The sequence below is a fragment of the Pseudomonas sp. AC242 genome (genome assembly GCF_979258655.1).
This window is the reverse complement of sequence record NZ_OZ409873.1, coordinates 3,058,324-3,083,574: the sequence shown is the minus strand read 5'-3', so window position 1 is coordinate 3,083,574 and position 25,251 is coordinate 3,058,324. Positions and strand designations below refer to the sequence as shown.

The 25,251-nt window shown below is 60.2% G+C and carries 23 protein-coding genes and 1 pseudogene; 10 read left to right on the top strand and 14 right to left on the bottom strand.

Features of this window, described 5'->3' with window-relative positions:
• Positions 1 to 162 precede the first annotated feature (162 nt).
• From moaE to ACZZ0A_RS13710, 5 genes and pseudogenes are all read right to left on the bottom strand, one after another.
• On the bottom strand, positions 163 to 624 hold the full coding sequence (gene moaE / locus ACZZ0A_RS13730; protein ID WP_095113580.1) for a molybdopterin synthase catalytic subunit MoaE: 462 nt from the start codon (positions 622 to 624) through the stop codon (positions 163 to 165).
• 3 nt (positions 625 to 627) lie between these two features.
• Positions 628 to 879: a MoaD/ThiS family protein gene (locus ACZZ0A_RS13725; RefSeq protein ID WP_007918946.1), complete on the bottom strand. Its 252-nt coding sequence runs from the start codon at positions 877 to 879 to the stop codon at positions 628 to 630.
• Positions 876 to 1,361, bottom strand: coding sequence for a cyclic pyranopterin monophosphate synthase MoaC (moaC, locus tag ACZZ0A_RS13720; protein WP_127928660.1), 486 nt, complete (start codon positions 1,359 to 1,361; stop codon positions 876 to 878). The genes ACZZ0A_RS13725 and moaC overlap by 4 nt, the downstream gene beginning before the upstream one ends.
• Positions 1,358 to 2,025, bottom strand: a pseudogene (locus ACZZ0A_RS13715) (formate dehydrogenase accessory sulfurtransferase FdhD). The gene moaC and the pseudogene ACZZ0A_RS13715 overlap by 4 nt, the downstream one beginning before the upstream one ends.
• Positions 2,026 to 2,373: 348 nt before the next feature.
• A complete protein-coding gene (locus ACZZ0A_RS13710) occupies positions 2,374 to 3,273 on the bottom strand; it encodes a LysR family transcriptional regulator (RefSeq protein WP_007918939.1) in 900 nt (299 codons plus the stop codon).
• Positions 3,274 to 3,562: 289 nt separating this feature from the next.
• On the opposite strand from ACZZ0A_RS13710, the gene moaB reads away from it, so the two are divergent.
• Both moaB and ACZZ0A_RS13700 read left to right on the top strand, forming a co-directional pair.
• Complete coding sequence (gene moaB / locus ACZZ0A_RS13705) at positions 3,563 to 4,102, top strand: molybdenum cofactor biosynthesis protein B (protein WP_007918937.1); 540 nt, start codon at positions 3,563 to 3,565, stop codon at positions 4,100 to 4,102.
• The gene (locus ACZZ0A_RS13700; RefSeq protein ID WP_463544096.1) at positions 4,099 to 5,304 is read left to right on the top strand and encodes a molybdopterin molybdotransferase MoeA; all 1,206 of its coding nucleotides are present in this window, start codon (positions 4,099 to 4,101) and stop codon (positions 5,302 to 5,304) included. Before moaB ends, ACZZ0A_RS13700 begins: the two co-directional genes overlap by 4 nt.
• A gap of 1,199 nt (positions 5,305 to 6,503) precedes the next feature.
• On the opposite strand, the gene ACZZ0A_RS13695 is transcribed toward ACZZ0A_RS13700, so the two are convergent.
• Together ACZZ0A_RS13695 and moaA are read right to left on the bottom strand one after the other, a co-directional pair.
• Positions 6,504 to 7,400: a bestrophin family protein gene (locus ACZZ0A_RS13695; RefSeq protein ID WP_095113578.1), complete on the bottom strand. Its 897-nt coding sequence runs from the start codon at positions 7,398 to 7,400 to the stop codon at positions 6,504 to 6,506.
• A gap of 36 nt (positions 7,401 to 7,436) precedes the next feature.
• Positions 7,437 to 8,435, bottom strand: coding sequence for a GTP 3',8-cyclase MoaA (gene moaA, locus ACZZ0A_RS13690; RefSeq protein ID WP_007918429.1), 999 nt, complete (start codon positions 8,433 to 8,435; stop codon positions 7,437 to 7,439).
• Between the two features lie 354 nt (positions 8,436 to 8,789).
• On the opposite strand from moaA, the gene ACZZ0A_RS13685 reads away from it, so the two are divergent.
• The 4 genes from ACZZ0A_RS13685 (at position 8,790) to ACZZ0A_RS13670 (ending at position 13,786) form a co-directional block, all read left to right on the top strand.
• The gene (locus tag ACZZ0A_RS13685) at positions 8,790 to 11,114 is read left to right on the top strand and encodes an FdhF/YdeP family oxidoreductase (protein ID WP_463543307.1); all 2,325 of its coding nucleotides are present in this window, start codon (positions 8,790 to 8,792) and stop codon (positions 11,112 to 11,114) included.
• Between the two features lie 106 nt (positions 11,115 to 11,220).
• Positions 11,221 to 12,624, top strand: coding sequence for a cytochrome ubiquinol oxidase subunit I (locus ACZZ0A_RS13680; protein WP_463544095.1), 1,404 nt, complete (start codon positions 11,221 to 11,223; stop codon positions 12,622 to 12,624).
• 3 nt (positions 12,625 to 12,627) lie between these two features.
• Positions 12,628 to 13,644, top strand: coding sequence for a cytochrome d ubiquinol oxidase subunit II (cydB, locus tag ACZZ0A_RS13675; RefSeq protein ID WP_007918423.1), 1,017 nt, complete (start codon positions 12,628 to 12,630; stop codon positions 13,642 to 13,644).
• Positions 13,631 to 13,786: a DUF2474 family protein gene (locus ACZZ0A_RS13670; protein ID WP_007918422.1), complete on the top strand. Its 156-nt coding sequence runs from the start codon at positions 13,631 to 13,633 to the stop codon at positions 13,784 to 13,786. The genes cydB and ACZZ0A_RS13670 overlap by 14 nt, the downstream gene beginning before the upstream one ends.
• Before the next feature lie 361 nt (positions 13,787 to 14,147).
• On the opposite strand, the gene ACZZ0A_RS13665 is transcribed toward ACZZ0A_RS13670, so the two are convergent.
• A complete protein-coding gene (locus ACZZ0A_RS13665) occupies positions 14,148 to 14,999 on the bottom strand; it encodes a CAP domain-containing protein (protein ID WP_463543305.1) in 852 nt (283 codons plus the stop codon).
• A gap of 199 nt (positions 15,000 to 15,198) precedes the next feature.
• Between ACZZ0A_RS13665 and ACZZ0A_RS13660 the strand changes: the two genes are divergently transcribed.
• Positions 15,199 to 15,819: a cell wall hydrolase gene (locus ACZZ0A_RS13660; RefSeq protein WP_123376714.1), complete on the top strand. Its 621-nt coding sequence runs from the start codon at positions 15,199 to 15,201 to the stop codon at positions 15,817 to 15,819.
• Here the strand turns inward: ACZZ0A_RS13660 and ACZZ0A_RS13655 are convergent.
• Positions 15,816 to 16,703, bottom strand: a complete 888-nt coding sequence (locus tag ACZZ0A_RS13655) for a LysR family transcriptional regulator (protein ID WP_095113573.1) — start codon at positions 16,701 to 16,703, stop codon at positions 15,816 to 15,818. The two genes, ACZZ0A_RS13660 and ACZZ0A_RS13655, sit on opposite strands and share 4 nt — an antisense overlap.
• Positions 16,704 to 16,806: 103 nt before the next feature.
• Here ACZZ0A_RS13655 and ACZZ0A_RS13650 point away from each other — a divergent pair, with 103 nt between their 5' ends.
• A complete protein-coding gene (locus tag ACZZ0A_RS13650; protein WP_463543304.1) occupies positions 16,807 to 18,204 on the top strand; it encodes an MFS transporter in 1,398 nt (465 codons plus the stop codon).
• Between the two features lie 103 nt (positions 18,205 to 18,307).
• On the opposite strand, the gene ACZZ0A_RS13645 is transcribed toward ACZZ0A_RS13650, so the two are convergent.
• The 4 genes from ACZZ0A_RS13645 to ACZZ0A_RS13630 form a co-directional block, all read right to left on the bottom strand.
• Positions 18,308 to 19,756, bottom strand: coding sequence for a heavy metal sensor histidine kinase (locus ACZZ0A_RS13645; RefSeq protein ID WP_463543303.1), 1,449 nt, complete (start codon positions 19,754 to 19,756; stop codon positions 18,308 to 18,310).
• Positions 19,753 to 20,424 carry a heavy metal response regulator transcription factor gene (locus ACZZ0A_RS13640; RefSeq protein ID WP_007918415.1) on the bottom strand — a complete coding sequence of 224 codons (672 nt, stop codon included), beginning with the start codon at positions 20,422 to 20,424 and terminating at the stop codon, positions 19,753 to 19,755. The genes ACZZ0A_RS13645 and ACZZ0A_RS13640 overlap by 4 nt, the downstream gene beginning before the upstream one ends.
• A 9-nt stretch (positions 20,425 to 20,433) precedes the next feature.
• A complete protein-coding gene (locus ACZZ0A_RS13635; protein ID WP_038366121.1) occupies positions 20,434 to 20,691 on the bottom strand; it encodes a DUF2790 domain-containing protein in 258 nt (85 codons plus the stop codon).
• Between the two features lie 231 nt (positions 20,692 to 20,922).
• On the bottom strand, positions 20,923 to 21,633 hold the full coding sequence (locus tag ACZZ0A_RS13630; RefSeq protein ID WP_007918401.1) for a murein L,D-transpeptidase catalytic domain family protein: 711 nt from the start codon (positions 21,631 to 21,633) through the stop codon (positions 20,923 to 20,925).
• Between the two features lie 151 nt (positions 21,634 to 21,784).
• Between ACZZ0A_RS13630 and ACZZ0A_RS13625 the strand changes: the two genes are divergently transcribed.
• Positions 21,785 to 23,401 carry a L,D-transpeptidase family protein gene (locus ACZZ0A_RS13625; protein ID WP_007918398.1) on the top strand — a complete coding sequence of 539 codons (1,617 nt, stop codon included), beginning with the start codon at positions 21,785 to 21,787 and terminating at the stop codon, positions 23,399 to 23,401.
• A gap of 3 nt (positions 23,402 to 23,404) precedes the next feature.
• On the opposite strand, the gene ACZZ0A_RS13620 is transcribed toward ACZZ0A_RS13625, so the two are convergent.
• Entirely contained in the window at positions 23,405 to 23,920 is a 516-nt protein-coding gene (locus ACZZ0A_RS13620; RefSeq protein ID WP_273915513.1) for an HvfX family Cu-binding RiPP maturation protein, read from the bottom strand.
• Between the two features lie 391 nt (positions 23,921 to 24,311).
• On the opposite strand from ACZZ0A_RS13620, the gene ACZZ0A_RS13615 reads away from it, so the two are divergent.
• Positions 24,312 to 25,196: a LysR substrate-binding domain-containing protein gene (locus tag ACZZ0A_RS13615; RefSeq protein ID WP_007915644.1), complete on the top strand. Its 885-nt coding sequence runs from the start codon at positions 24,312 to 24,314 to the stop codon at positions 25,194 to 25,196.
• The last annotated feature ends 55 nt before the right edge of the window (positions 25,197 to 25,251 follow it).

The following is a 25,251-nucleotide window of genomic DNA, read 5'->3' as shown; positions in this document are numbered from 1 at the left end:
CGCGGTGTCTGGCGTTATCCATTGACCTGAAAAATCGAGTCGATTATGGATTCAGAGCCAATCTTTCAAGTCGGTGAATCTCTGCAATATCCCCCAATCAGTCCCCTCTCCCTCGGGGCGGTCCGACGTTTCGGGAGGGCTAGGGTGAGGGGCTTTTGCTTTTCAGGCATGCGCCAGGCTCCAGCGCAACGCCGCATCCCTATCGCTCTCACGGCCCTCGACCCAGTGAGAACCCTCAGGCGTAGTCTCGCGCTTCCAGAACGGCGCACGGGTCTTGAGCACGTCCATGATGAACGCGCACGCCTCGAACGCCATATGCCGATGCTTGCTGCTGACCCCGACAAACACAATCGGCTCACTCACCGACAACGCACCGACCCGATGCACAATCTCCACACCCAACAGCGGCCAGCGCTCGCGGGCCTCTTCGGCGATCTGTTCGAGGGCTTTTTCGGTCATGCCCGGATAGTGCTCCAGAAACAATTCATTCACGCTCTGACCAACATTCAGATCACGCACATAACCAACGAAATTCACCACCGCGCCGACCCGTGGATTGCGCGCGTGCAGATCAGCCGTCAACTGGCCGACGTCGAAGCTTTTGTGCTGGACGCGAATAGCCATCGATCAACCTCCGGTCACTGGCGGGAAAAACGCGATTTCATCGAAATCCTCAATCACCTGACTCGGCTGACACAACTCCTGATTCACCGCGCACATCAGGTTGCCGGCGCCGAGCACTTCACGCCACAGATCGCCGCGCTGCATGAGCATTTGCCGCACGTCTTCCACGCAGCCCAGCGTGTCAGTCAGCGGAATTTTTTCACCGCCCAGATTGAGCCGGTCACGGTAGCTGGCGAAGTAGTTGATCAGGATCATTGCGCGTCCTCCCATTGAAAGTGTCCCGAGCGACCGCCCTGTTTGCTGAGCAGGCGGATATCGCCGATAACCATGGCCCGGTCCACCGCTTTGCACATGTCGTAAATGGTCAACGCGGCAACGCTGGCGGCGGTCAGCGCCTCGAGTTCGACGCCGGTCTGGCCGGTGAGGCGGCAGGTGCTGGTGATCTGCACGCGATCCGGTTCGCAGGCCTTGAGTTCGACGTGAATCGAACTGAGCAGCAGCGCATGACACAGCGGGATCAGCTCGTGGGTACGTTTGGCGGCCTGGATGCCGGCGATCCGCGCCACCGCGAAGACATCGCCTTTCGGGTGACCGTTGGCCTGGATCATTTGCAGGGTTTGCGGGCGCATCTGCACCCAGGCTTGCGCGCTGGCTTCGCGGCGGGTCGCGGCTTTGTCGCTGACGTCGACCATGTTGGCGCGGCCCTGATCGTCAAGGTGGGTGAGGGTGTGGCTCATGCGGAAAACTCCTGGATCGGGCTGTAAATTCGCGGGGCGTTGCGGTGCGGTACATGGATCAGATTGAGTCGGTGTTTGAGTGCCCAGCGCACGGTCAACGCGGTAGGCGCGGACAGACTGACGAGGGTGCCGAGGCGGGCGCGCACGGCTTTGTGAATCAGTTCGAGGCTGCAACGGCTGGTGACCACGACAAAGCCTTCAGCGGCATCGACGGCGGCGAATTGCATCGCGCCGATCAGCTTGTCGAGGGCGTTGTGGCGGCCGATGTCTTCGCGGCACAGCAAGGCTTCACCGTCACGTCGAAGAACAGCGCGGCATGCAAGGCACCGCTGCTGCGGGCCAGTTGTTGAGCGGCTTCGATGCGTTGGCGGATGCCGTCGAAATGTTCGGCCGGCGGCAGTGCTGACGGTTGCAGAATCTGCAGTTGCGGCAACGCCTGCTCAAGCGCTTCGACGCCGCAGATGCCGCAGCCGCTGGTGCCGGTCATTTGCCGACGATGATCCTTGAGGGCCCAGAACGCCCGGCTGGAAATCTTCACATCGGCCTGACAGGCCTGATCGAAATGCGTCAGGCGGATGTCGTAGATCTCGTCGACGCTGTCGATGATCGCGTTGCTCAGGCTGAAGCCACGGATGAAGTCTTCGAGGTTACCGGGCGAGACCATCATCACCGCTTGGCTTAGGCCGTTGTAGGTGATGGCGAGGGCGATTTCCGAGGCCAGCGCGGCGTGGGAGATGGCGGCGTCGGGCAGGTATTCGCGAAACGCCACTTGCGCCGGTTGTGGCGCGGGGGCGTTGGGTTCGCTGGTGGATTCTGTGAGGGTTTCGACGTGGCAGAGCATCTGAAAAGTCCCGAAGCGCTGAAGAGTGTTCAGGCTACGGGGGCGTTAAAAGTGCGTCCAATCGCTTGTTCCGATGTGGTGATTGCTTTGGTCGATCAACCAGGATTTGTCTTGGCTGGTCAGGCCCCATCGCTGGCTTGCCAGCGATGGGGCCGGGACATCCACCCTTGCTTATTCGGCAGAAACCTCAACCCCAAACAACTTCCGCGCCTCGGCAAAACACTTCTCGGCAATCGCCGAACGCGGCTCGGTCTTGCGCATCACCAGGCCCAGCGGCGCAAGCACGCTGGCATCCGGCAACTGCATGAACGACAGGTGCTCGATCGGCTCCTCAAGACCGCTGTCCAGCGGCATGATCGCGCAGCAGAAGCCTTGGTGAATCGCCTGCAACAGCTGATAGGTCGAGTCGCTTTCCATGATCGGCTGCGGGCTGAGCCCACGGCTGCGGAAGCTCAAGTCGATGGATTTACGGTAATGCATGCCGGCGGTGATCATCCCCAGCGGTAATTCGGCGGCGTCTTCCCAGCTCATTTCCGAGCCTTCGAAATGGAAGTGGCGGTTGTCGTAGAGCAGGCCGACGCGGGTCTCGCCGATTTCGAAAAACTCGAAATAGTTCGGGTTGACGTGGTCCAGATAGCAGACACCCAGATCAAGCTGATTGTTGCCCAGCCCGGCGATGATCTCGTCGGAACTGAGCGATGACAGGCTGAACTTCAACTCCGGATACGTCCCCGACAAACCCTGAATGTAATTGACCGGGTTGAAGCTGCTCAGCGGCACCAGACCCAGACGCAAGCTACCGACCAGTTGCCCGCGACACGCCGCCGCTTCGGCGAACAAACCGTCATGCGCGGCGAGCAAGGTGCGCGCCCAGGCCAGCACGCGCTCGCCGGCCTGGGTGAAACCTTCAAAGCGCTGGCCACGGTTGACCAGCACCAGATCCAGCTCATCTTCGAGATTACGCAGGCGCATCGACAACGTCGGTTGGGTGATGTGGCAGCGTGCGGCGGCCTGGCCGAAGTGGCGGGTTTCGTCCAGCGCGATCAGGAACTTGAGTTGTTTGATGTCCACGATGGCACCTGCTCGATGGGGATTTTTTGATTGAGTATTGACGCGGATGCGCGAGACGCACGAAAAGCGCAGGGTGCGACGATCTCACTTGAACAGTTGTTCGTCCAATCGGAAGTATTTAAGGCACTATCGATCAGCTCTATCAGGCCCGGTTTTACTGGCCCTGAACAACGTGAAAGGCACCGATAGAGCTGGTCGATAATGTGGTTGGCCAGAGTGATTAGACAGTACTCATAAGTGGCACTTAGGCTGCTCGGCAATGTTGATTGACTGCTGCCGGAGAACTGCCATGAGTGCCAAAGCCGATGCCCTGTTTGTCCCCCTGAATATTGCCGTGCTGACGGTCAGCGATACGCGCGATTACGCCAGCGATACCTCGGGCCAGTTGCTGGTCAGTCGGTTGCTGGAAGCCGGTCATACGTTGAGCGAGCGCAACTTGCTCAAGGACGATCTGTACAAAATCCGCGCTCAGGTAGCGAACTGGATTGCCGACGAAGGCATTCAGGTGGTGCTGATCACCGGCGGCACGGGTTTCACTGGTCGCGACAGCACGCCGGAAGCGGTGGCCTGCTTGTTTGATAAGCAGATTGACGGCTTCGGCGAACTGTTCCGGGCGATTTCGATTCTGGATATCGGTACGTCCACCGTGCAAAGCCGTGCGCTGGCCGGGTTGTCGAACGGCACGTTGGTGTGCTGCCTGCCGGGTTCGACCGGCGCCTGCCGCACGGCGTGGGAAGGCATTCTTGCCGAGCAGCTGGACAACCGTCATCGCCCATGCAACTTCGTCCCGCACCTGAAAGCCGTGCAAGCCTGCGGGTCACGCGGATGAGCAAAGCACCGTTGATGCCGGTCGAGGACGCCCTCGACCAATTGCTGTGCATGGCCAATGAGCAACGTCTGGCCGACAGCGAACTGCTGGCGCTCGACGATGCGCGTGGGCGGGTGCTGGCCAGTGATCTGGTGGCGACCCTCGACTTGCCGCCGTGGCCGAACAGCGCCATGGACGGTTACGCGCTCAATCTCGCCGATCTGCACCGACAGCCGCTGAAGGTCTCACAGAAGGTTTACGCCGGGCTGGCACCGGACACGTTGCTGCCCGGCACCTGCGCACGGATTTTTACCGGCGCGCCGCTGCCGCCCGGCGCCACCTGCGTCGAAATGCAGGAGAACGTCGAAGTGCTGGAGGACGGCCGCGTGCGCTTCTTGCAGCCGCTGAAGGCGGGGCAGAACATCCGCGCGCAAGGTCAGGAAAATCGCGTCGGCGACATCCTGCTGCGCGCCGGCAAGCGCCTTGGACCGTTCGAACTGGCGGTCGCCGCCGGGCAAGGGCTGGCGCAACTGCACGTGGTGCGTCGCCCGCGTGTGGCGTTGCTGTCGACCGGTGATGAGCTGGTCGAACCGGGTCAGCCGTTGCGCCCCGGCAGCATCTACAACAGCAACCGCGTATTGCTCGGCCACTGGTTGCGGGAATTGGGCTGCGAGGTGATCGACGCCGGCATCCTCCCGGATCGCCCGGCGCAGACGCGGCTCAAACTTGAGCAACTGCAAGTAAGCGTTGATCTGATTCTGACTACGGGCGGCGTGTCAGCCGGGGATGCCGATTGCCTCGGGCAAGTGCTGCGCGACAGCGGCAAACCGCTGTTGTGGAAACTGGCGATCAAGCCTGGCAAACCGTTGACGGTCGGGCATTTTGGCACGGTGCCGGTGATTGGTTTACCGGGCAATCCGACCTCGGCGCTGGTGACGTTTGGCTTGTTGGCGCGGCCGTATTTGCTGCGTATTCAGGGTGTGGAAGATGTCATGCCGCTGAGTTTTACGGTCAATGCAGGTTTCGACTGGCACAAGGCTGGCGGCCGCCGTGAATACCTGCGGGTGCGGCTGGAGGCGGGGCGTGCGGTGCTCTATCCCAATCAAAGCTCCGGCGTCCTGCTAGGTGCAACCTGGGCCGATGGCCTGGTGGAAATCGCCGAGAACAGCAAGCACAACCTCGGCGACCCGCTGCGCTTCATCCCCTTCAACGAACTGTTCTGACCTCACCACCAATCAAACTGTGGGAGCTGGCTTGCCAGCGATGGTGGCAGGTCAGTTGGCATTGATGTTGGCTGACACAGCCTCATCGCTGGCAAGCCAGCTCCCACAATGATTTGTGGTGATACTTGATGTTGAGGATGTACACAGAACCTGTGGGAGCTGGCTTGCCAGCGATGGCGGCATGTCAGTCACATTGACGTTGGCTGACACGGCCTCATCGCTGGCAAGCCAGCTCCCACAATGATTTGTGGTGATGCTTGATGTTGAGGATGTACACAGAACGTGTGGGAGCTGGCTTGCCAGCGATGGTGGCAGGTCAGTTGGCATTGATGTTGGCTGACACAGCCTCATCGCTGGCAAGCCAGCTCCCACAATGATTTGTGGTGATGCTTGATGTTGAGGATGTACACAGAACCTGTGGGAGCTGGCTTGCCAGCGATGGCGGCAGGTCAGTTGGCATTGACGTTGGCTGACACGGCCTCATCGCTGGCAAGCCAGCTCCCACAATGATTTGTGGTGATGCTTGATGTTGAGGATGTACACAGAACGTGTGGGAGCTGGCTTGCCAGCGATGGCGGCAGGTCAGTTGGCATTGACGTTGGCTGACACGGCCTCATCGCTGGCAAGCCAGCTCCCACAATGATTTGTGGTGATGCTTGATGTTGAGGATGTACACAGAACGTGTGGGAGCTGGCTTGCCAGCGATGGCGGCAGGTCAGTTGGCATTGACGTTGGCTGACACGGCCTCATCGCTGGCAAGCCAGCTCCCACAATGATTTGTTGTGATGCTTGATGTTGAGGATGTACACAGAACCTGTGGGAGCTGGCTTGCCAGCGACGGCGGCAGGTCAGTTGGCATTGACGTTGGCTGATACGGCCTCATCGCTGGCAAGCCAGCTCCCACAATGATTTGTGGTGATGCTTGATGTTGAGGATGTACACAGAACGTGTGGGAGCTGGCTTGCCAGCGATGGCGGCATGTCAGTCACATTGACGTTGGCTGATACGGCCTCATCGTTGGCAAGCCAGCTCCCACAATGATTTGTGGTGATGCTTGATGTTGAGGATGTACACAGAACGTGTGGGAGCTGGCTTGCCAGCGATGGCGGCAGGTCAGTTGGCATTGACGTTGGCTGACACGGCCTCATCGCTGGCAAGCCAGCTCCCACAGGGTTTTGAGGTGTCTGGAGAGCTACGGATCAGCTCAGCACATAGTCCACTGGCTTCAGCGCCGGCGGCACTTCGGCGCCCAGTTCGGCGAGGATGTCGCGTTCGATGGTGCGTACCAGCGCATCAGTCGGCAGGTCGTTTTCGTCGCGGCCAAACGGGTCTTCCAGTTCATCGGCAATCGCATCGAGGCCAAAGAACGTGTAGCTGACAATCGCCGTGAACAACGGTGTCAGCCAGCCCAGTGGTTCCGCCATGGCAAACGGCAGCAGGATGCAGAACAGATAAATCGTCCGGTGCAGCAACAGCGTGTAAGGAAACGGCAGCGGCGTGGTCTTGATCCTCTCGCACACGGCTTGCGCCTGGGTCAGGCTGGTCAGGTGATTGGCCAGCAGCATATAGCGCCACTCAGTCAATTCACCGTTCTGATGCAGATCGGAACACTGCTGGCCGACCGTTTGCAGAATGCGCCCACTGTAATCGGGCGTCTGTGGATCAGGTTTCGGCATGATCCATTGGCTGCTCGCATCCGCTTCGCTTTCTTTACGCAAGCGCGCGTTCAACGCATGGGCAAAACCACAAAGATTGAGCAGCAACGGTTTACGCTCAGCCGATTCACGAATCACATGGGTTTCGCGAATCACCGAGCGAATGTGCACGATCACTTCGCCCCAGGCTTTACGCGCCTCATACCAGCGGTCATAACAGGCGTTGTTGCGAAAATTCATGAAGATCGACAGCGACAAACCGAGCAAGGTAAACGGCGTGGCATTGACCTTGGTGAAGTTGCTCGGATGGAGGATTTCCACCAACACAATGGCCGAGGCAAGGAGGGTGACCATCAGCGTGCGCAGGGCGATGCGTTTGGCGATCGAACCCTTGAGGGTGAAGAGAATGGCGAACTGGTTGACCTTGGGTCTGATGATCATGCTTTGCGGTTCCGATAACCGATGAAACTGGCGGGATCAGCCGCCGGTCATGTTCATGAAGCGCACAACCTGAACATCGTCGTTCACTTCGAAATTATGTCGATACGGCTTGAGCTTCATCGCCTCGACGATGGCTTTTTCCAGCCGCTGCGGTTGCCCCGGGTGGGCGCGCAGCAGCGCTTTCAGATCCACCGAATGCTCGTTACCCAGACACAGTAGCAGGCGCCCTTCAACGGTGAGGCGTACGCGGTTGCAGGTGCCACAAAAGTTGTGGCTGTGCGGCGAGATAAAGCCCAGGCGAATTTCCGGCGCTTCGGCCAGCCGCCAGTAGCGCGACGGGCCTTGCGTCGACTCGGCCGAGTCGATCAGGGTATAGCGTTCGGCAATCTTTTCCCGCACCTGGGCGCTGGAGAAAAACGACTCGGCGCGACTGTGTTCACTGATGATCCCCAGCGGCATCTCTTCGATGAAAGAGACGTCGAGCTGACGGTCAATGGCGAAGCTGACCAGATCGTTGATCTCTTGATCATTACGGCCCTGCATCACCACGACATTGAGTTTAGTGCGGGTGAAACCGGCCTTGCGCGCAGCATCGATGCCGTTGATCACCTGCGCCAGATCGCCGGTGCGGGTCATCTGTTTGAAGCGCTGCGGATCAAGACTGTCGAGGCTGATGTTCAGGCGTTTGACCCCGGCGTCGAACAGCGGCGCCGCGAGTTTGCCCAGTTGCGAGCCGTTGGTGGTCATGCACAGTTCGCGCAGGCCGGGCAGGGCGGCGATCTGCTCGCAGAGCTTGACCACGCCCGGGCGGATCAACGGCTCGCCACCGGTCAGGCGAATCTTGCGCGTCCCCAGCGCCACAAAGCTCTGCGCCAGTTGATAGATTTCCTCCAGCGTCAGCACTTGTTGGCGGGGCAGAAACTGCATGTCTTCGGCCATGCAATAGACGCAGCGGAAGTCGCAGCGGTCGGTTACCGACATGCGCAGATAGTCGACGCGGCGGTTGTAACCATCGATCAAGACACGCTCTGACATGACAGCCTCGCAGGAATGAAAACCCCGGTTGAAGGAGTTTGGTCAGCGCAGGTTATGGGCAACTTTGAGTGCCGTCCAATCACTGTTAATGAACAGCTGATTGATGCCGTCGATGATGAAATATTTTTCGCCGAAAGTTGCTTCGTTAGTTTCGCAAAGCCCCGTAAATAAAGGGTTTTAATCCGTGATAGATGCTTTCGATAAGTCGGTCATTAATAGCGATTAGACAATGTTTTGTAACGGTTCATATCCTTGCCCCGGCAAACCCAACGACCCCTTTTCAACCTTGAAAGTCGGCCGTAGCTGTTTAACCGAATCAGGTTCATGCCTGTGTGCATCGTCATGGAGAGTCCCATGTCACAAGTCGACCGTTACAAACCCTACAAAGGCGCCGCTGCCGGATGGGGCGCTGTCATCAGCCTCACCAAGAGCTGGCTGGGCAGTGAAAACGCCCTGAAAAACATCCGCGCCATGCTCAAGACCAACCAGAACGGCGGCTTCGACTGCCCGGGTTGTGCCTGGGGTGAAGCGCCCGGCGCGAGCATGTTGAAGTTCTGCGAAAACGGCGCGAAAGCGGTGAACTGGGAAGCGACCGGGCGTTTGGTCGACCCGGCGTTCTTCAACAAGTACACGGTGTCGAGCCTGGCCGAGCAGAGCGACTACTGGCTGGAATATCAGGGTCGTCTGACCCACCCGATGCGCTACGACGCGCGGGTCGACCGCTACGTGGAAATCAGCTGGGAAGATGCTTTTGCGCTGATCGCTGATCATCTGAAAAACCTCAAATCGCCGCACGAGGCCGAGTTCTACACCTCCGGCCGTGCGAGCAATGAAGCGGCGTTTCTCTATCAATTGTTCGTCCGCGCCTTCGGCACCAACAACTTCCCCGACTGCTCGAACATGTGCCACGAAGCCAGTGCGGTGAGCATGATCGAGACCCTCGGTGTCGGCAAAGGCACCGTGGTCTACGAGGACCTGCATCACGCCGATGCGATTTTCGTTATCGGCCAGAACCCCGGCACCAACCACCCGCGCATGCTCGAACCGCTGCGTGAAGCGGTGAAGCGCGGCGCGCAAGTGGTCTGTATCAACCCGCTGAAAGAGCGTGGCCTCGAGCGTTTCCAGAACCCGCAGAACCCGATCGAAATGCTCAGCAACGGCTGGGAAGCGACCAACACCGCGTACTTCCGCCCAGCCCTTGGTGGCGACATGGCGATGATTCGCGGCATGGTCAAATTCCTGTTGCAGTGGGAACGCGAAGCTCAGGCGACTGGCGGCGAGCCGGTGTTCGATCATGCGTTCATTGCCGAGCACACCACAGGGCTCGACAGCTATCTGGCTGAAGTCGAGGCGACAAGTTGGGAGCACATTCTCGAGCAGTCCGGCGTGCCGTTGCATGACATCGAACTGGCCGCGCGCATGTATGGCCGCGCCAAAAGCGTGATCATGTGCTGGGCCATGGGCCTGACCCAACACGTGCATTCCGTGGCAACCCTGCAGGAAGTCATCAACCTGCAACTGCTGCGCGGCAACGTCGGCCGTCCGGGCGCGGGGCTGTCGCCGGTTCGCGGCCACAGTAACGTGCAGGGCGACCGCACCATGGGCATCAACGAACTGGCGCCGAAGGACTTGCTGGACGCGTTGGAAAAACGCTTCAACTTCGACGTGCCGCGCATGCACGGCCACAACACGGTGATGGCGATCGGCGCCATGGAACGTGGCGAAGCCAAGGTGTTTATCGGTCTGGGCGGCAACTTCGCCCAAGCCACGCCGGACACCCCGCGTACCCACGCGGCGATGCGCAAACTCGACCTGACCGTGCATATTGCGACCAAGCTCAACCGCAGCCACTTGGTCACCGGTCGCGACGCGCTGATCCTGCCGTGCCTCGGGCGCACCGACATCGACATCCAGGCTGAAGGCCCGCAAGGCGTGACCGTTGAAGACACCTTCAGCATGGTGCATTTGTCGTTCGGTCAGTTGAAACCGAAGTCGGCGCACTTGAAATCCGAGCCGGCGATCATTGCCGGGATCGCCGCCGCAACACTGGGCAAACATCCGATTGATTGGGAGTGGGTGGTAGGCGACTACGGGCGCATCCGCAACCTGATTGCCGACGTGATTCCGGGCTTCGAGAACTTCAATGAAAAACTGCTGATTCCGGGTGGTTTCCACCTCGGCAACGACGCCTCGGATCGGGTCTGGAACACCGCCAGCGGCAAGGCGCAGTTCACCCCGTGCGTGCTGCCCGAGCACTTGATCAGCGAGGGCGTGCGCAACCTGCCGGTCAAGCCGCATCTGATTCTGCAAACCATGCGTTCCCACGATCAGTACAACACCACGCTGTATGGCCTCGATGACCGTTATCGCGGTGTTTACGGCATGCGCGATGTGATCTTCGCCAACGAGCAGGACATCCAGCGCCTGGGCTTTGAACCGGGGCAGAAGGTTGATCTGGTGGCGCTGTGGGATGACGAGCGCGAGCGTCGGGTCAGCGGTTTCACCCTGATTGCCTACGACATTCCGCCAGGGCAGGCAGCGGCGTATTACCCGGAGACTAACCCGCTGGTACCGCTGGAAAGCTACGGCGACCGCACGTATACGCCGACCTCCAAATTCGTCGCGATCCGCCTTGAAGCCGCGAAGGTCAGCAACCTGATCCCGTCGTCGCTGGCGTAACCCGCGACTCATAAAAACCATAGCAATTTGACTGGCTGCAGGCGTTCGCGTCTGGCGGTGGCCCGGGTTCGTGCTGCCGCTTTTCAGCCTGGATGAGGACATCATCATGTTCAATCTGGAGGCACTGGACCTGGCGCGAATTCAATTCGCGTTCACGGTTTCGTTCCACATTATTTTCCCGGCGATCACCATTGGCCTGGCGAGTTTCCTCGCGGTACTCGAAGGCCTGTGGCTGAGAACCCGCAATGACACCTACCGTGATCTCTACCATTTCTGGTCGAAGATTTTCGCGGTCAATTTTGGCATGGGCGTGGTTTCGGGACTGGTCATGGCGTACCAGTTCGGCACCAACTGGAGCGGCTTCTCGGATTTTGCCGGGAGCATCACCGGGCCGCTTTTGACCTATGAAGTGCTGACTGCGTTCTTCCTTGAGGCCGGTTTCCTCGGGGTGATGCTGTTCGGCTGGAACCGTGTCGGCCGTGGCTTGCACTTCTTTGCCACGGTAATGGTCGCCATCGGTACGTTGATTTCGACGTTCTGGATTCTTGCGTCCAACAGCTGGATGCAGACGCCGCAAGGCTTTGAAATCGTCGACGGTCGGGTGATGCCGCTGGACTGGCTGGCGATCGTGTTCAACCCGTCGTTCCCGTTCCGGCTGGCGCACATGGCGATTGCCGCGTTTGTCGCCACGTCGTTCTTCGTCGGTGCCTCGGCTGCCTGGCATTTGCTGCGCGGCAATAACACGGCGCCGGTGCGCAAGATGTTTTCCATGGCGTTGTGGATGGCGTTGATCGTTGCGCCGATCCAGGCAGTGGTCGGTGACGCCCATGGCTTGAACACGCTGGAACATCAACCGGCAAAAATCGCCGCCATCGAAGGTCACTGGGAAAACGCCGACAACGGCCCGACGCCGCTGGTGCTGTTCGGCATCCCTGATATGCAGGCGGAGAAGACCAAGTATGCGCTGGAGATTCCCTATCTCGGCAGCCTGATCCTCACCCACAGCCTCGATAAGCAGATCCCGGCGCTGAAGAGCTTTCCGAAAGAAGACCGGCCGAATTCGACCGTGATTTTCTGGAGCTTCCGCGTCATGGCCGGGTTGGGGATGTTGATGATCCTCGTTGGTTTGCTGGGGTTGGCGCTGCGCCGGGGCGGCAAGCTTTATCAGCATCGCGGCTTCCAGCGACTGGTGTTGTTGATGGGGCCGAGCGGGCTGATTGCGCTGCTGGCCGGTTGGATTACTACGGAAGTCGGGCGTCAGCCGTGGGTGGTTTATGGCTTGTTGCGCACTCACGACGCGGCATCGCATCACTCGGTGGCGCAGATGAGCACGTCGCTGGCGCTGTTCGTGGTGATCTATTTCACCGTGTTCAGCGTGGGCATCGGCTACATGATGAAACTGGTGAAAAAAGGCCCGCAGCCGCACCACGAACATCCGCCTGCGGGCGATGAGTTGCAGGCGCCGCGTCGACCGATTTCGGCGGCTACCGCCCCTATGAAGGAGCATTGAGTCATGGGTATTCAAGGTATCGATCTCTCGTTGATCTGGGGAGTGATCATCGCCTTCGGGGTGATGATGTACGTGATCATGGACGGCTTCGATCTGGGCCTGGGGATCCTGTTTCCGCTGATCCCGGATGAGCAGGAACGCGATGTGATGATGAACACCGTCGCGCCGGTGTGGGACGGTAACGAGACGTGGCTGGTGCTCGGTGGCGCGGCGTTGTATGGCGCGTTTCCGCTGGCGTACGGGGTGATTCTCGAGGCGTTGTATCTGCCGCTGATCCTGATGCTCTGCGGGCTGATTTTCCGTGGCGTGGCGTTTGAGTTTCGCTTCAAGTCTTCGCCGCAAAAACGTCATTGGTGGGACAAGGCGTTTATCGGTGGCTCGCTGTTGGCGACGTTCTCCCAGGGTGTGGTGATTGGCGCGTACGTGTCCGGGATTCCGGTAGTCGATCGGCAGTTTGCCGGCGGCGGTCTGGACTGGTTGGCACCGTTTCCGCTGGTGTGTGGCGTGGGGCTGGTGATCGCGTATGCGTTGCTCGGCAGTACGTGGTTGCTGGTCAAGACCGAAGGCATGCTGGAGTCGCGGATGCGTCTGTTCACCCGGCCGCTGGCCTTGCTGTTGATGGCGATGGTGCTGGTGATCGGCGTGTGGACCCTGCAACTGCATCCGGAGCTGGCAACACGTTGGTCGACACACGGGCATCTGCAGGTGTTTGCCGGATTGGTGGTGTTGGCGTTGCTGGCGCTGTTCGGGCTGCTGCGTACGTTGCGTCAGCGCCATACGCACTGGCCATTCGTGTTTACGCTGGTGCTGATGTTGCTCGGTTACATCGGCCTGGCGCTGAGTATCTGGCCGAACATCATCCCACCGTCGGTGAGCATCTGGGCCGCCGCGTCACCGCCGTCGAGCCAATTGTTTGCACTGATTGGCGCACTGTTCATTCTGCCGGTGATCCTGATGTATACCTTCTGGAGCTACTACGTATTCCGCGGCAAAGTGAGGATTGGCGATGGCTACCATTGATTCGCGCGAAGTGAAGAACAGCCGCTGGTACAAGCGTCTGGGCTGGCTGTTGTTGATCTGGCTGGGCAGCGTGGTGTCGCTGGCGGTGGTCGCCAGTGTGCTGAAACTGGCGATGTATGCAGCGGGGATGAGGACCCACTGAGCCTGAAAAACCGCAGCCAGGCTGCGGTTTTTTATTGCCTCAATCTTCCGAGCGACTGCTGACCCTGTGGGAGCTGGCTTGCCAGCGATAGCGGTGGGTCAGTCGACATCAATGTTGAAGGGGCGGGCCTCATCGCTGGCAAGCCAGCTCCCACAGGGTTTTGTGTTGTTCAGGGATGATGAGCATTACACCGATCATTGTGGGAGCGAGCCTGCTCGCGAAGGCGTCAGGTCAGACAATGTTGATGTTGAATGTAAGGGCCTCTTCGCGAGCAGGCTCGCTCCCACATTGGACCTCGGTTCGGCCGAAGATCTACTGATCAACTCAAGCCCCTGTGGGGGCGGTGTGTTTGAGATTTGAGTTACTGGGCGCCGAACATCGCGGTCCAGTAGATACCGGCACTGCTTTTCGGGTCGGTCGCGTAGGCGGCGCCGAGTTCCTGGTATTGCGGGTTCATCAGGTTGGCGCAGTGGCCGGGACTGGCGAGCCAGCCTTCGACGACTTTGTGCACGGTGTCTTGTCCGGCGGCGATGTTTTCGCCGACCTGTTGGCCGCTGTAGCCGGCGAGTTCGGCGCGATCGCCGGGAGTACGGCCGTCGCGGTCCTTGTGGTCGAAGTAATTGTTGTTGGCCATGTCGCGGCTGTGATCCTGGGCGATCGTGCCCAGCGTCGCGTTCCACGCCAGCGGTGCGGCAGCGGCGAACGCCTGACCACCACACTGACGCGCCTGACTACGGGCGACATTGAGTTCACTGAGCAACTTCTGTCCCTCACTTTGCGCGTCACCGAGCTTGGCCGACAGCAGCGGCCGCGCCAGCACGATGCGCCAGTCACGGTCATCGCGGCTGACACCGACATCGACGAACTGCGGATCGAGCACCACCTGACAGAAACTCTCCTGAATTGCCTTCATCGCCGACGCCGCATCACGCGGGCCGTTGAGCGTGATCGCTTGCACATTGACCATCGGGTAACTGGCGCTGGCCATGGCTTGCTGCAGATCGACGGCACCGGTAGCGCGTAATCTCAGTCGTGGATCAGCTGACAGCGGTGGCAGTTCGTTCGACGCCTGACTGCCGCAACGCTGCGGCTGGCTGCGGTAGCTGTTGATCGACTCGATCAGTTGCGATTCATCGCCAGCCATGGCCGGAATGGCAAACATAACGCCCACGGACAAAACGGCAAGACGCAAAACGGATGGCATGAAGCGCATGGAAATCTCCCTGGAGCTGAATGCGCCCATGATGCGCGAAAGGCCCCCGGGGAGTGCAATGTCTTTTTTCTTCATTCAGCGGTTTTTCTGCGCAACTTTGCCGATGGATTTGCCGTCTACACTCACCGAAGACCCCGGGATACGGGTGTCTCCCCGACGTAACACCTTGCCCGACTCGGGCGCTGCCGGAAGAACAGACATGGGATTGAAAGGATGGGCGGGTTGTCTCGTATTCACCCTGTTGGCAGGCTCTGCATGGGCCACCGATCAGGCCCCGATCAAAGCGAAGGCTGAAGAAAAAGCCCAAGTACTGGAAGAGAAAGCGGCGGACAAAGTCAGCGCCGCACCGGCACCGAAAGCCGAAGCCATTACCCCCACCGAAGTGCAGGCAGTGGACCCGGTCGGCGCCGCGCCGCTGGATGATCCGATCACTTGCCTGGCGCGCAGTATCTATTGGGAAGCCAAAGGCAAAGACACGCCGGAAATGGAGGCCGTGGCCAGTGTGGTGATGAATCGCCTCGGCCACGAAGGTTTCCCCGATACGGTATGCGCTGTCGTCAAACAAGGCTCGGAAACCAAGAGCTGCCAGTTTTCCTGGTGGTGCGACGGGCGTCCGGATCAGGTCAAGGAAGATGCCGAATACACACTGGCCAAGGACATCGCCCGCAAAGCGCTGAACCGCCAGCTCAAGGATCGCACCAACGGCGCGCTGTATTTCCACGACCGCAATGTGCATCCGAGCTGGGCCAAGGAATATCGCAAGACCGCCGAAACGAAAAAGTTTCTCTTCTACAAACCTGCCGGCGGCGACGCGCGTTAAGCGCAGACTTGCCGCACACAATCGCGCAGCCAGCGATGCGCTGGGTCAGCGTCCATGCGCGGATGCCAGAGCATCGACACACTGATGTCCGGCATCGCGAAGGGCAGGGCGAAACTGTGCAGGCCCGTGCGCAGTTTGCTCGTATGACGTTGTGGAACGGTGGCAATCAGGTCTGATTCCCGCACCAGCGTCAGCGCTGCCGAGAAGCCACCGAACGAGGTGACGATGTCCCGCGTCAGTCCGAACGCGAGCAGTGCTTCGTCGACCGGGCCGCTGCTGCGCCCACGTCGGGAGATAAGAATGTGCTGGCCACCGGCAAAGCGCTTGCTGGTTATTTTTCCCGCGCTCAACGGATGCCCCTCACGCACCACACCGATCCACTGATCTTGAAACAGGATGCGGCTGTGCAACGTCGGGTCGGTGCTGTCATCGACTACGCCGGTTTCCAGATCGACGCGACCTTCGCGCAACGGCGTGCTGTCCTTGTCGGCTTTTTGCACAAAACGCAGGCGCACGCCGGGTGCTTCTTCGGCGATCCGCGCGAGCAGGGCGGCGGCAAAGGTTTCAACAAAACCGTCGGTGTTGCGCAGGGTGAAGGTGCGTTGCAAGCGGCCGGGGTCGAGCACTTCGGCAGGTCGTAAAACCGCCTCGGCGTCTTGCACCAGATGGCTGACTCGTTCGCGTAATTCCAATGCGCGGGGGGTTGGCACCAAGCCACGACCCGCTCGCACCAGCAACGGATCTCCGGTGGTTTCGCGCAGACGGGCAAGGGCGCGGCTCATGGCCGACGGGCTCAACCGCAAGCATTGGGCGGCGCGGGCGACGCTGCCTTCACGCAGTAACACGTCGAGGGTAATCAGCAGGTTCAGATCCGGGGCGCTCATGACATGGCGTTCCATGCAGGTATTGAGTGCAAAGCATGCGTCTTGCGCCGTGTGTTGTCGAGGCTCAGGCTATGGCCGGTCACCTTTGCACTGTGAGCCTGCCATGTCCCAAGAACCCCTGAGCACTTCGGCCCGATGGGCGCTGACCAGTCTGGCCCTGTCGATGTTGATGCCGTCGCTGGACACCAGTATTGCCAACGCAGGGTTGCCGATTCTAGCGACGGCGTTCGAGGCGACGTTTCAACAGGTGCAATGGATCGTGCTGGCTTACCTGCTGGCGATCACCACGCTGATCGTCAGTGTCGGGCGGCTGGGCGATGGCTTTGGTCGACGTCGATTGCTGTTGATCGGGATCGGCATTTTCACCAGCGCTTCGTTGGCCTGCGCGCTGGCACCGGGACTGGGCTGGCTGATCGGTGCGCGAGCGGTGCAAGGCGTCGGCGCGGCGATCATGTTCGCCTTGACCGTGGCGTTGGTGGCCGATGCGGTGCCCAAATCGCGGGCGGGCAGCGCGATGGGGTTGCTGGCAACAATGTCGGCGACGGGCACCAGTCTTGGGCCGTCGCTGGGCGGGCTGTTGATGACGCATATCGGCTGGCAGGCGATATTTTTGCTCAACGTACCGCTGGGCTTGCTCAATGCGTGGCTGGTGTACCGCTATTTGCCGGCGGATCGGGCAACAGGGCCGCGAGTCGCGTTCGATTATTCTGGCAGCGTGGTGCTGGTGTTGACGCTGGCGGCCTATGCGCTGGCAATGACCCTTGAAGGTTTCACCGTGCCCTTGCTGCTGGCCAGCCTGGGCGGCGCAGGATTGTTCATCGTGGTCGAGATGAAGGCCAAGTCGCCGCTGATTCGTTTGTCGCTGTTTTGCGACGCGCGATTGAGCAGCAGTCTGACGCTGACGTTGCTGGTGACCACGGTGATGATGACCACGCTGGTGGTCGGTCCGTTTTACCTGCACCGGGGTTTGGGTCTCAGCAGCACAATGGTCGGCGTGGCGTTATCGATCGGACCGCTGTTGTCTGCGTTTGGCGGTGTGCCGGCCGGGCGTCTGGTGGATCGTTTCGGCGCGCGCCGGATCGTGCCGGGCGCGTTGCTTGGCATGGCCTGCGGTTGTGGCTTGCTGGCGCTGTTGCCGATGAGTCTGGGGTTGCCCGCCTATTTGCTGCCGATTGCAGTGGTCGCCGTTGGCTATGCGCTGTTTCAGGCGGCGAACAACACCGGGTTGATGGCCGGAGTACGTCAGGAGCAGCGCGGCGTGGTTTCGGCGATGCTCGGGCTGGCGCGCAATCTTGGGTTGATTACCGGGGCGGCAGTAATGGGTGCGGTGTTTGCGCTGGCGGCGGGGGATCCGACGCAAGCGCCGGCAACGGCGATTGCCAGTGGATTGCACATCACTTTCGGCGTCGCCTCAGCACTGATGCTGACAGCCCTGATCATCAGCCGAGCCGAGATCAAGCTGTGGGAGCGACAGCGCGCCGATTCGACCTGCTCGCGGTAGCTGCGGGGTCAGGGAAAGTTGATGTTGATCAAGCTGACCTCATCGCTGGCAAGCCAGCTCCCACAGGGTTTTGGGTTGGCCGGAAATCTGGATTCAGCGCCAATCATTGTGGGAGCTGGCTTGCCAGCGATGACGGCGGAAAAGTCGATGAAGGTGATTGCCGGGCGGGGAAGAACAATTCGAAGCAGGTGATGCCATCGACACTGCTGACGCTATAGCGGCCCTGATGCAACTGCATGATGGTCGCGACAATCGACAGGCCCAGACCATTGGATTGCGCCGAGCGCTCGCGTGACTGATCGACGCGGTAAAAACGCTCGAACAGCCGGGCTAAATGTTCAGACGCAATGGTTGTGCCCTGATTGCGCACCCGCAGATAACTGCCATCCAACTCGGCAATTGCCTCCACCTGCACCGTCGAATCCGCCTCTCCGTACTTGATCGCATTGGCGCACAGATTGGCCAGTGCGCGGCGTAGCAGCATCGGCTCGGCCCAGATCACACCGCTGCCACGGGCCTCGATACTCATCCCGACATCTGCCGCCAATCCTTCAAAGTAATCGGCAATGCGTTGCATCTCATCCGCCGCATCCAGCTCCTGGCGCTGGCTCAGGGCACTGGCCGGATCGGTGCGCGCCAGAAACAGCATGTTGTCGAGCATCCGCGTCAGCCGTTCGAGCTCTTCGACGTTGGAGGCGAGCAACTGCTGATAAGCCTCGATACTGCGATTCTGCTGCAGCGCGACCTGGGTTTCGCCGAGCAGGTTGTTGATCGGCGTGCGCAGTTCATGGGCCATGTCGGTGGACACCTGACTCAATTGCGCAAAACCCGTGGCGAGGCGGTCGAGCATGGCATTGAACGCCTCGATCATCGGCTGCAATTCTCGCGGCGCACCGCTGCTGGCGAGGCGTTCGCCGAGGTTGCCGACACCAATGCCATGTGCGTGCTTCGCCAGTTGCCGCAACGGCAGCAAACCGCGATACACCAGCAAACAACCGACCACCGCCAGTAACAGCGCCGCCAGCGAGGCGAGTCCATAAACACTCAAACGGTAATTGGCGAGCATCGCCGTGCGCTCGCTCATCAGGCGCCCGGTGGTGACTTGCAGATTGCCCAGTTCGCCGGAATCGATACTCGCCGCCACCGCCGAAAACGGCACGCCGTCGACACTCGGCAGATGCTGTACGTCTTTGAGTGTCATCGCATGATCGATGGGCACCGCTGGCAACGTCGGTGTATTCAGGTTGCCCGGGTTGACCACCAGCAGCGGCGGTTGCCCCGGCGTGCCGATGGTCAGCAGTGCTTCGTGGTTGCCGAGCATGTTCTGGAACAGCGCCGGTTTGTTCTTGATCAGCTCCAGAGTGTTGCTGTCGTTGAGAAAGGTGCGCAACTGATCGACGCGGCTGACCAGCGCTGTGTCATCACGGCGGATCAACTGCTGCTCCAGTTCGTTGTACAGCGCAGCGCCGAGGCCAGCCAGCGAGGCGAACGCAAGCAGGGCGAACACCAGCGCCAGGCGCAAGGTCAACGAATACGGCCGAGGGCTGCTCATGGCTGCGTATCGAAGCGATAACCGATGCCGCGCACGCTGTGGATCAGCTTGAGCTGGAACGGATCATCGATCTTCGCCCGCAAGCGGCGAACGGCGACATCGACCACATTGGTGTCGCTGTCGAAATTCATGTCCCAAACCCGTGAGGCAATCAGCGAACGCGCCAGCACTTGTCCGGTATGCGTGGCGAACAACTGCAGCAACGCAAACTCTTTGTTGGTTAGGGTGATGCGTACACCGGCACGGCTCACGCGGCGCTTGAGTACGTCGATCTGCAGGTCGGCGACTTGCAGTTGTTCGTCTTCATGGATCGGCCCGCGCCGGGTCAGGGTGCGCAGGCGCGCCACCAGTTCGGCAAAGGAAAACGGCTTGATCAGGTAATCATCAGCGCCCAGTTCCAGGCCTTTGACGCGGTCAGCGATGTCATCGCGAGCAGTGAGGAACAGCACCGGCGTGTCAGCCTCCTTGCGCAACCGGCGCAGGACTTCCCAGCCATCCATTTTCGGCATCATCACATCGAGCACGATCACATCGAAACTGTGTTCCAGCGCCAGGTGCAGCCCGTCGGCACCGTCGCGGGCGAGGCTGACGCTGTAACCCAGTTCCTGTAATCCGTTGAGCAGGTAATTGCCGGCCTTGGGTTCGTCTTCGACAACCAGAATATTCATCGATCAGTCTCAATGGTCATTGATGCAGCCGCTGCCTTGTACCTGATAGTCCAGCACATGTTCGCGGCCCTGATGGTCGAGATAATTCAATTGCGCCGGGACCACGCCACACGCTTGTGAAATATCAGTGCTGGACAGGACTTTGTCGACATCCAGGTTGACGTAGAAGCCGGATTTGTCATGAATCACGGCGGTGTCGGGCATGTTCGCGGCGAACGCGCTGCCGGTGGCGAGGAGGGCGGTGAAGGCGAGCAGGAGGCTTTTCATGATCAGTCACTCAGTGGTCAAGGTTGATCGGCATTGGCGCCGGGACAACTTCAGGCTACCGAGCGATCCGCACGGCAAACCGACAGCTGAATGACAAAGTTGTAATGAAAGTGACTGCGAATCTCCCTGTAGGAGCTGCCGAAGGCTGCGATTTTTTGATCTTGCTTCTAAAAGTCAAAGTCAAAAGATCGCAGCCTTCGGCAGCTCCTACAGGGGATTTGTGGTGGTCGGTCAGCTCGCGTGGGTATTGAGGATGCTCGCCACCTGCTGCGGCTGGCAGTTCAGATAAGGCGAAGACTTCAACCAGCGCTGATCCGGGTACCACGAAAACATGAACTGGCCGTTCTTCAAGCGGTCGATCACCTGCTTGGCAATCTGTGGTCGTACCGCCGGGCAGCCCTGGCTGCGGCCGATGCGCCCCTGTTTCTTGCTCCACAACGGATTCACATAGCTGGCGGCGTGAATGACGATCGCACGATCGCGGGCCATGTCATTGAAACCCGGCTCCAGACCGTCCATGCGCAGCGAATAACCGTGGGTGCCGCTGTAACTTTCCTGGGTGCGGAACAGGCCGAGGCTGGACTGGTAACTGCCTTCGACATTGGAAAACTGCGTGGCGAAATTTTCCCCGGAGTTGGAGCCGTGGGCGACCAGATCGCGCAGCACCAATTTCTTTTTGCTCAGGTCGAAGATCCACAGGCGGCGTTCGGTGGACGGTTGCGAATAGTCGATGATCGCCAGATGGCGGGACGGCTTCGCACCGTTGTTGACCGCGCATTGCATGGCGTTCAAAGCACCTTTCAGCGCTTGGGGATTGAGTTCTGGCGCGGCGTGCGCGAGGCTGGTGAAGAGAACCGGCGATGGTTTGCCGGCGGCAAAAACTGGACTGGTCACGACGATAGCGGTGGCAGTCAGCAGAAGTCGGCGCAAAAACGTCAACATTTTATAAAGTGTCCTCACTTGCTACATATTTGGCACTTTGGCTCCTGACTCCCAGTCAATACCCGCAAGCCCGCAGATCGAGCCTGACTGTTCAGCGCACCTGATGTAAGGTTGGCCATCATCTAGACGGCCATGGATTGGAGTAAAGCAGTTGTTCAAAAAGTACGCATGCTACTTGAGCATTTGTTTGCTCGCTGCGCCGTTTGTCGCTTGTGCCGATGAGCCGCTGCCACCGCTGGAGACATTGCCAACACCACCGGCGGAAATGCCGGTCGAGCCGCAAAGTCCGTTGCAGGCGGTGTTGATCAGTCTGGCGCAGTCGTGTCCGGCGATTGCCACGCGCCTCAACGGCCCGGCGCTGACGCAACTGCAAGCGTTCTACCAGCAGCAGGACTGGATGCCGGTGTGGGCCAACGAATCCGCACGATTGCCGGTGTTGCATGCGCAATTACAGCTGTTGGCCGATGATGGCCTCAATCCAAAAAACTATCCGATCGCCACCACTGCGCCTCAGGATGGCGAGTTGTGTGCCGACATCGACATCAGTCGCAACTATCTCCAGGCCCTGCAGGATTTGCACTACGGTCTCCTGCTGCAATCGCACTTCGAACCGCTGTGGCATGCCGACGCCACTCCGCGCGACCGTCAGGCGGAATTATTGGCCATCGCCGTTCCCGGCCTGCACGACATTCCCGCTGCGTTCGACCTTGCCCGTCCGCGTCTGGCGCAATATCAGGACCTGCGTCAGCTCTATGCGGCGCAACGGCTCAAAGTCTTGCCGCAATGGCAAGCGGTGGGCAACGGGCCGCTGCTGCGCCCGGCCATGGAAGACAAACGCGTACCGGAACTGGCCCAGCGTCTGTACAGCGAGGGCTATCTGACCCAGATCATTGGCACGCCCGGCAATGCGTATGACGGCGTGCTGGTCGACGCCGTGAAGAGTTTTCAGGCCAACCATTCCTTGCAGGCTGACGGTGTGGTCGGGCCGGGAACAATTGCTGAACTCAACATCAGTCCGCTGACCCGCCGCGAACAACTGCGGGTCAACCTCGAGCGTTTCCGCTGGATGGCCCAGGACCTGGAGCCCAATGGCTTGCTGGTCAACGTCGCCGCCGCTGAACTGACGCTGTATCAGGGCGGCGTGGCGGTGTGGCAAACGCGCACTCAGGTTGGCCGCGCCGAGCGCCAGACGCCGTTGCTCAAATCCCGGGTGACACGCCTGACCCTGAACCCGACCTGGACCGTGCCGCCGACCATCTGGAAAGAAGACAAACTGCCGGAAATCCGCAAGGACCAGACCTTCCTCAGCCGCCAGAACCTGCAAGTGCTCGACGCCAACGGTCAGCCGCTGGCGGCAGCGGACATCGACTGGGACAACCCCGGCAACATCATGCTGCGTCAGGATGCCGGGCCGCGTAATCCGTTGGGGCAAATGGTCATCCGCTTCCCCAACCCGTTCTCGGTGTATCTGCACGACACGCCGAGCAAGGCGCTGTTCGAAAAAGGCCCGCGCGCCTTCAGCTCCGGCTGCGTGCGGGTCGAGCATCCGATGCAATTGCGCGACTTGTTGCTCACACCCGCAGAAAAGGCCCGTACCGAAACCCTGCTGGCCACCGGCACCACCCACGAATTTCGCCTGTCAGCGCCGGTGCCGATCCTGATGACTTACTGGACGGCACAGGTCGACAGCAGCGGCCGCGTGCGTTACTCACCGGACATCTACAGCCGTGACAGCGCCTTGCTCGCGGGCCTTGATCGGGCGCATTGAGCCTCAGCGGGTGCTCCGGTTCCAGAACACCCGCGCCAACCACGCATCGACACTCAACTTGCCAGCGCCAGCGAACACCAGCGGCAGCAGCGCCGCCAGGTAAATCGCCGGCAGCTTGAAGTTGCCGAAACCTTTGTTAGTGATCGCATAACCCTGCGCCAACTCGCTCAGTGACGACCAGTCAGCCGGCCAGTGCACGGCGGCGGTGGCGACGACGGTGACCACGATCAGCGAGATCGCCGAGATCCGCGTGCCGAAGCCCACCAGAATCGCCAGTGCGCAGATCAGTTCAGCCCACATCGACAATTCCCAGTTGAGCGTTGCCGGCAGGTGATCGAACGGGAAGGGGAATTTGTCCTGGATGTCTTCGAACCAGTTCTGCCCGTTGAATTTCTCCAGTCCGGACTCGAAGAACTCCCAGGCGATGAACAGGCGCAGGGTCAGTGGGGCGAGCCAGGTACCGGCGCGGTCGAGGTTCAGGTGCAGGGATTTGACCGCAGTTGAAAGGGTGGTGGTCATGAGGCGTCTCCGGTGAATTGAGTGAAATCGACCGGGTCATTTCAGCTTTGGGGTGTATCGGTGATGTGTCGGCAGGATGGGGAATTGTGCGTTGGGTGTGTCTGCGGCTTCCGGGTATACAGTGCGATACAGGCAAAAGCCCCTCACCCTAACCCTCCCGAAACGTCGGACCGCCCAGAGGGAGAGGGGACTGACCGAGTTGTCTTGCGTCATCCATCGACCTGGGAAATCCGGTCGATTATGGATTCACCCAAGCACGTTCAGGTCGGCGTACATCGTCAATATCCCCCGATCGGCTCCCTCTCCCTCCGGGAGAGGGCTGGGGTGAGGGTAACGGGCTGGACTCATATCGACGAGCCAGTCAGCATGACCAAAAAAACGGACCCACCCTATGCGACGACTCCCCTCCCTGGCCGCCCTGCGCACCTTCGAATGCGCCGCCCGCCACGCGCATTTCGGCCGTGCAGCCGCCGAACTGTGCGTCACCGACAGCGCCGTCAGCCATCAGATCCGCCAGCTCGAAGAACAACTCGGCGTCTCACTGTTCATCCGCGAAGGCCGACAAATCCGCCCGACCATCGCCGCCGGGCGGCTGATGCAAAGCCTGCAACAAGCCTTCGAACTGATCGGCGATGCCTGCGATGAATTGCGCGATCCGTCGTCGCTGGCGGTGCTCAGACTGGCCGTCACTGCCGAACTCGCGCAAAAGTGGCTGATGAGTCGCCTCACTGATTTCTACGCGCGTTATCCGCACATCACCTTGCACCTCTACGAACAACCGATCGACGCCACGGCGCCCGGCGAAGACATCGACCTGGCGATCACCTATGGCACCGGCCCGGTGGACAGCAGCGCCTACTTCGTGCGGCCGCTGCCAGCCTTGCAGTTCTTCCCGGTGTGCAGCCCCGGCCTGTTCAACCAGGGCAGCTTGAAAACCCCGAAGGATCTGGCCCGTCACTGCCTGCTGCACGACGATCAGGACGGCAAGACCTGGACCGCGTGGCTGACCAGCCACGCCGGTGATCTACGTCCGCAGCGTCAGTTGTATTTCGCCCACGCTGGTTTGGCGTTGGAAGCGGCGGCGCAAGGGCAGGGCGTGGCCATGGGCGATAACCTCACCGCGCAGGAGGATTTACAGAGTGGTCGCCTTGTGCGGCCCTTCGCATCCAGCATGACTGCCCTTGGCCAATACGCGTTGGTCTGCGAGCGGCTGCGGCTGGAGCGCCCGGCGGTGGCGCAGATGCTCGAATGGTTCAACGATCAACTGGCCGATTGATGAGTTGAATTCAACTGTTCCGCAATAATCATCGTTGGCGGGCGTACTGTGTGCG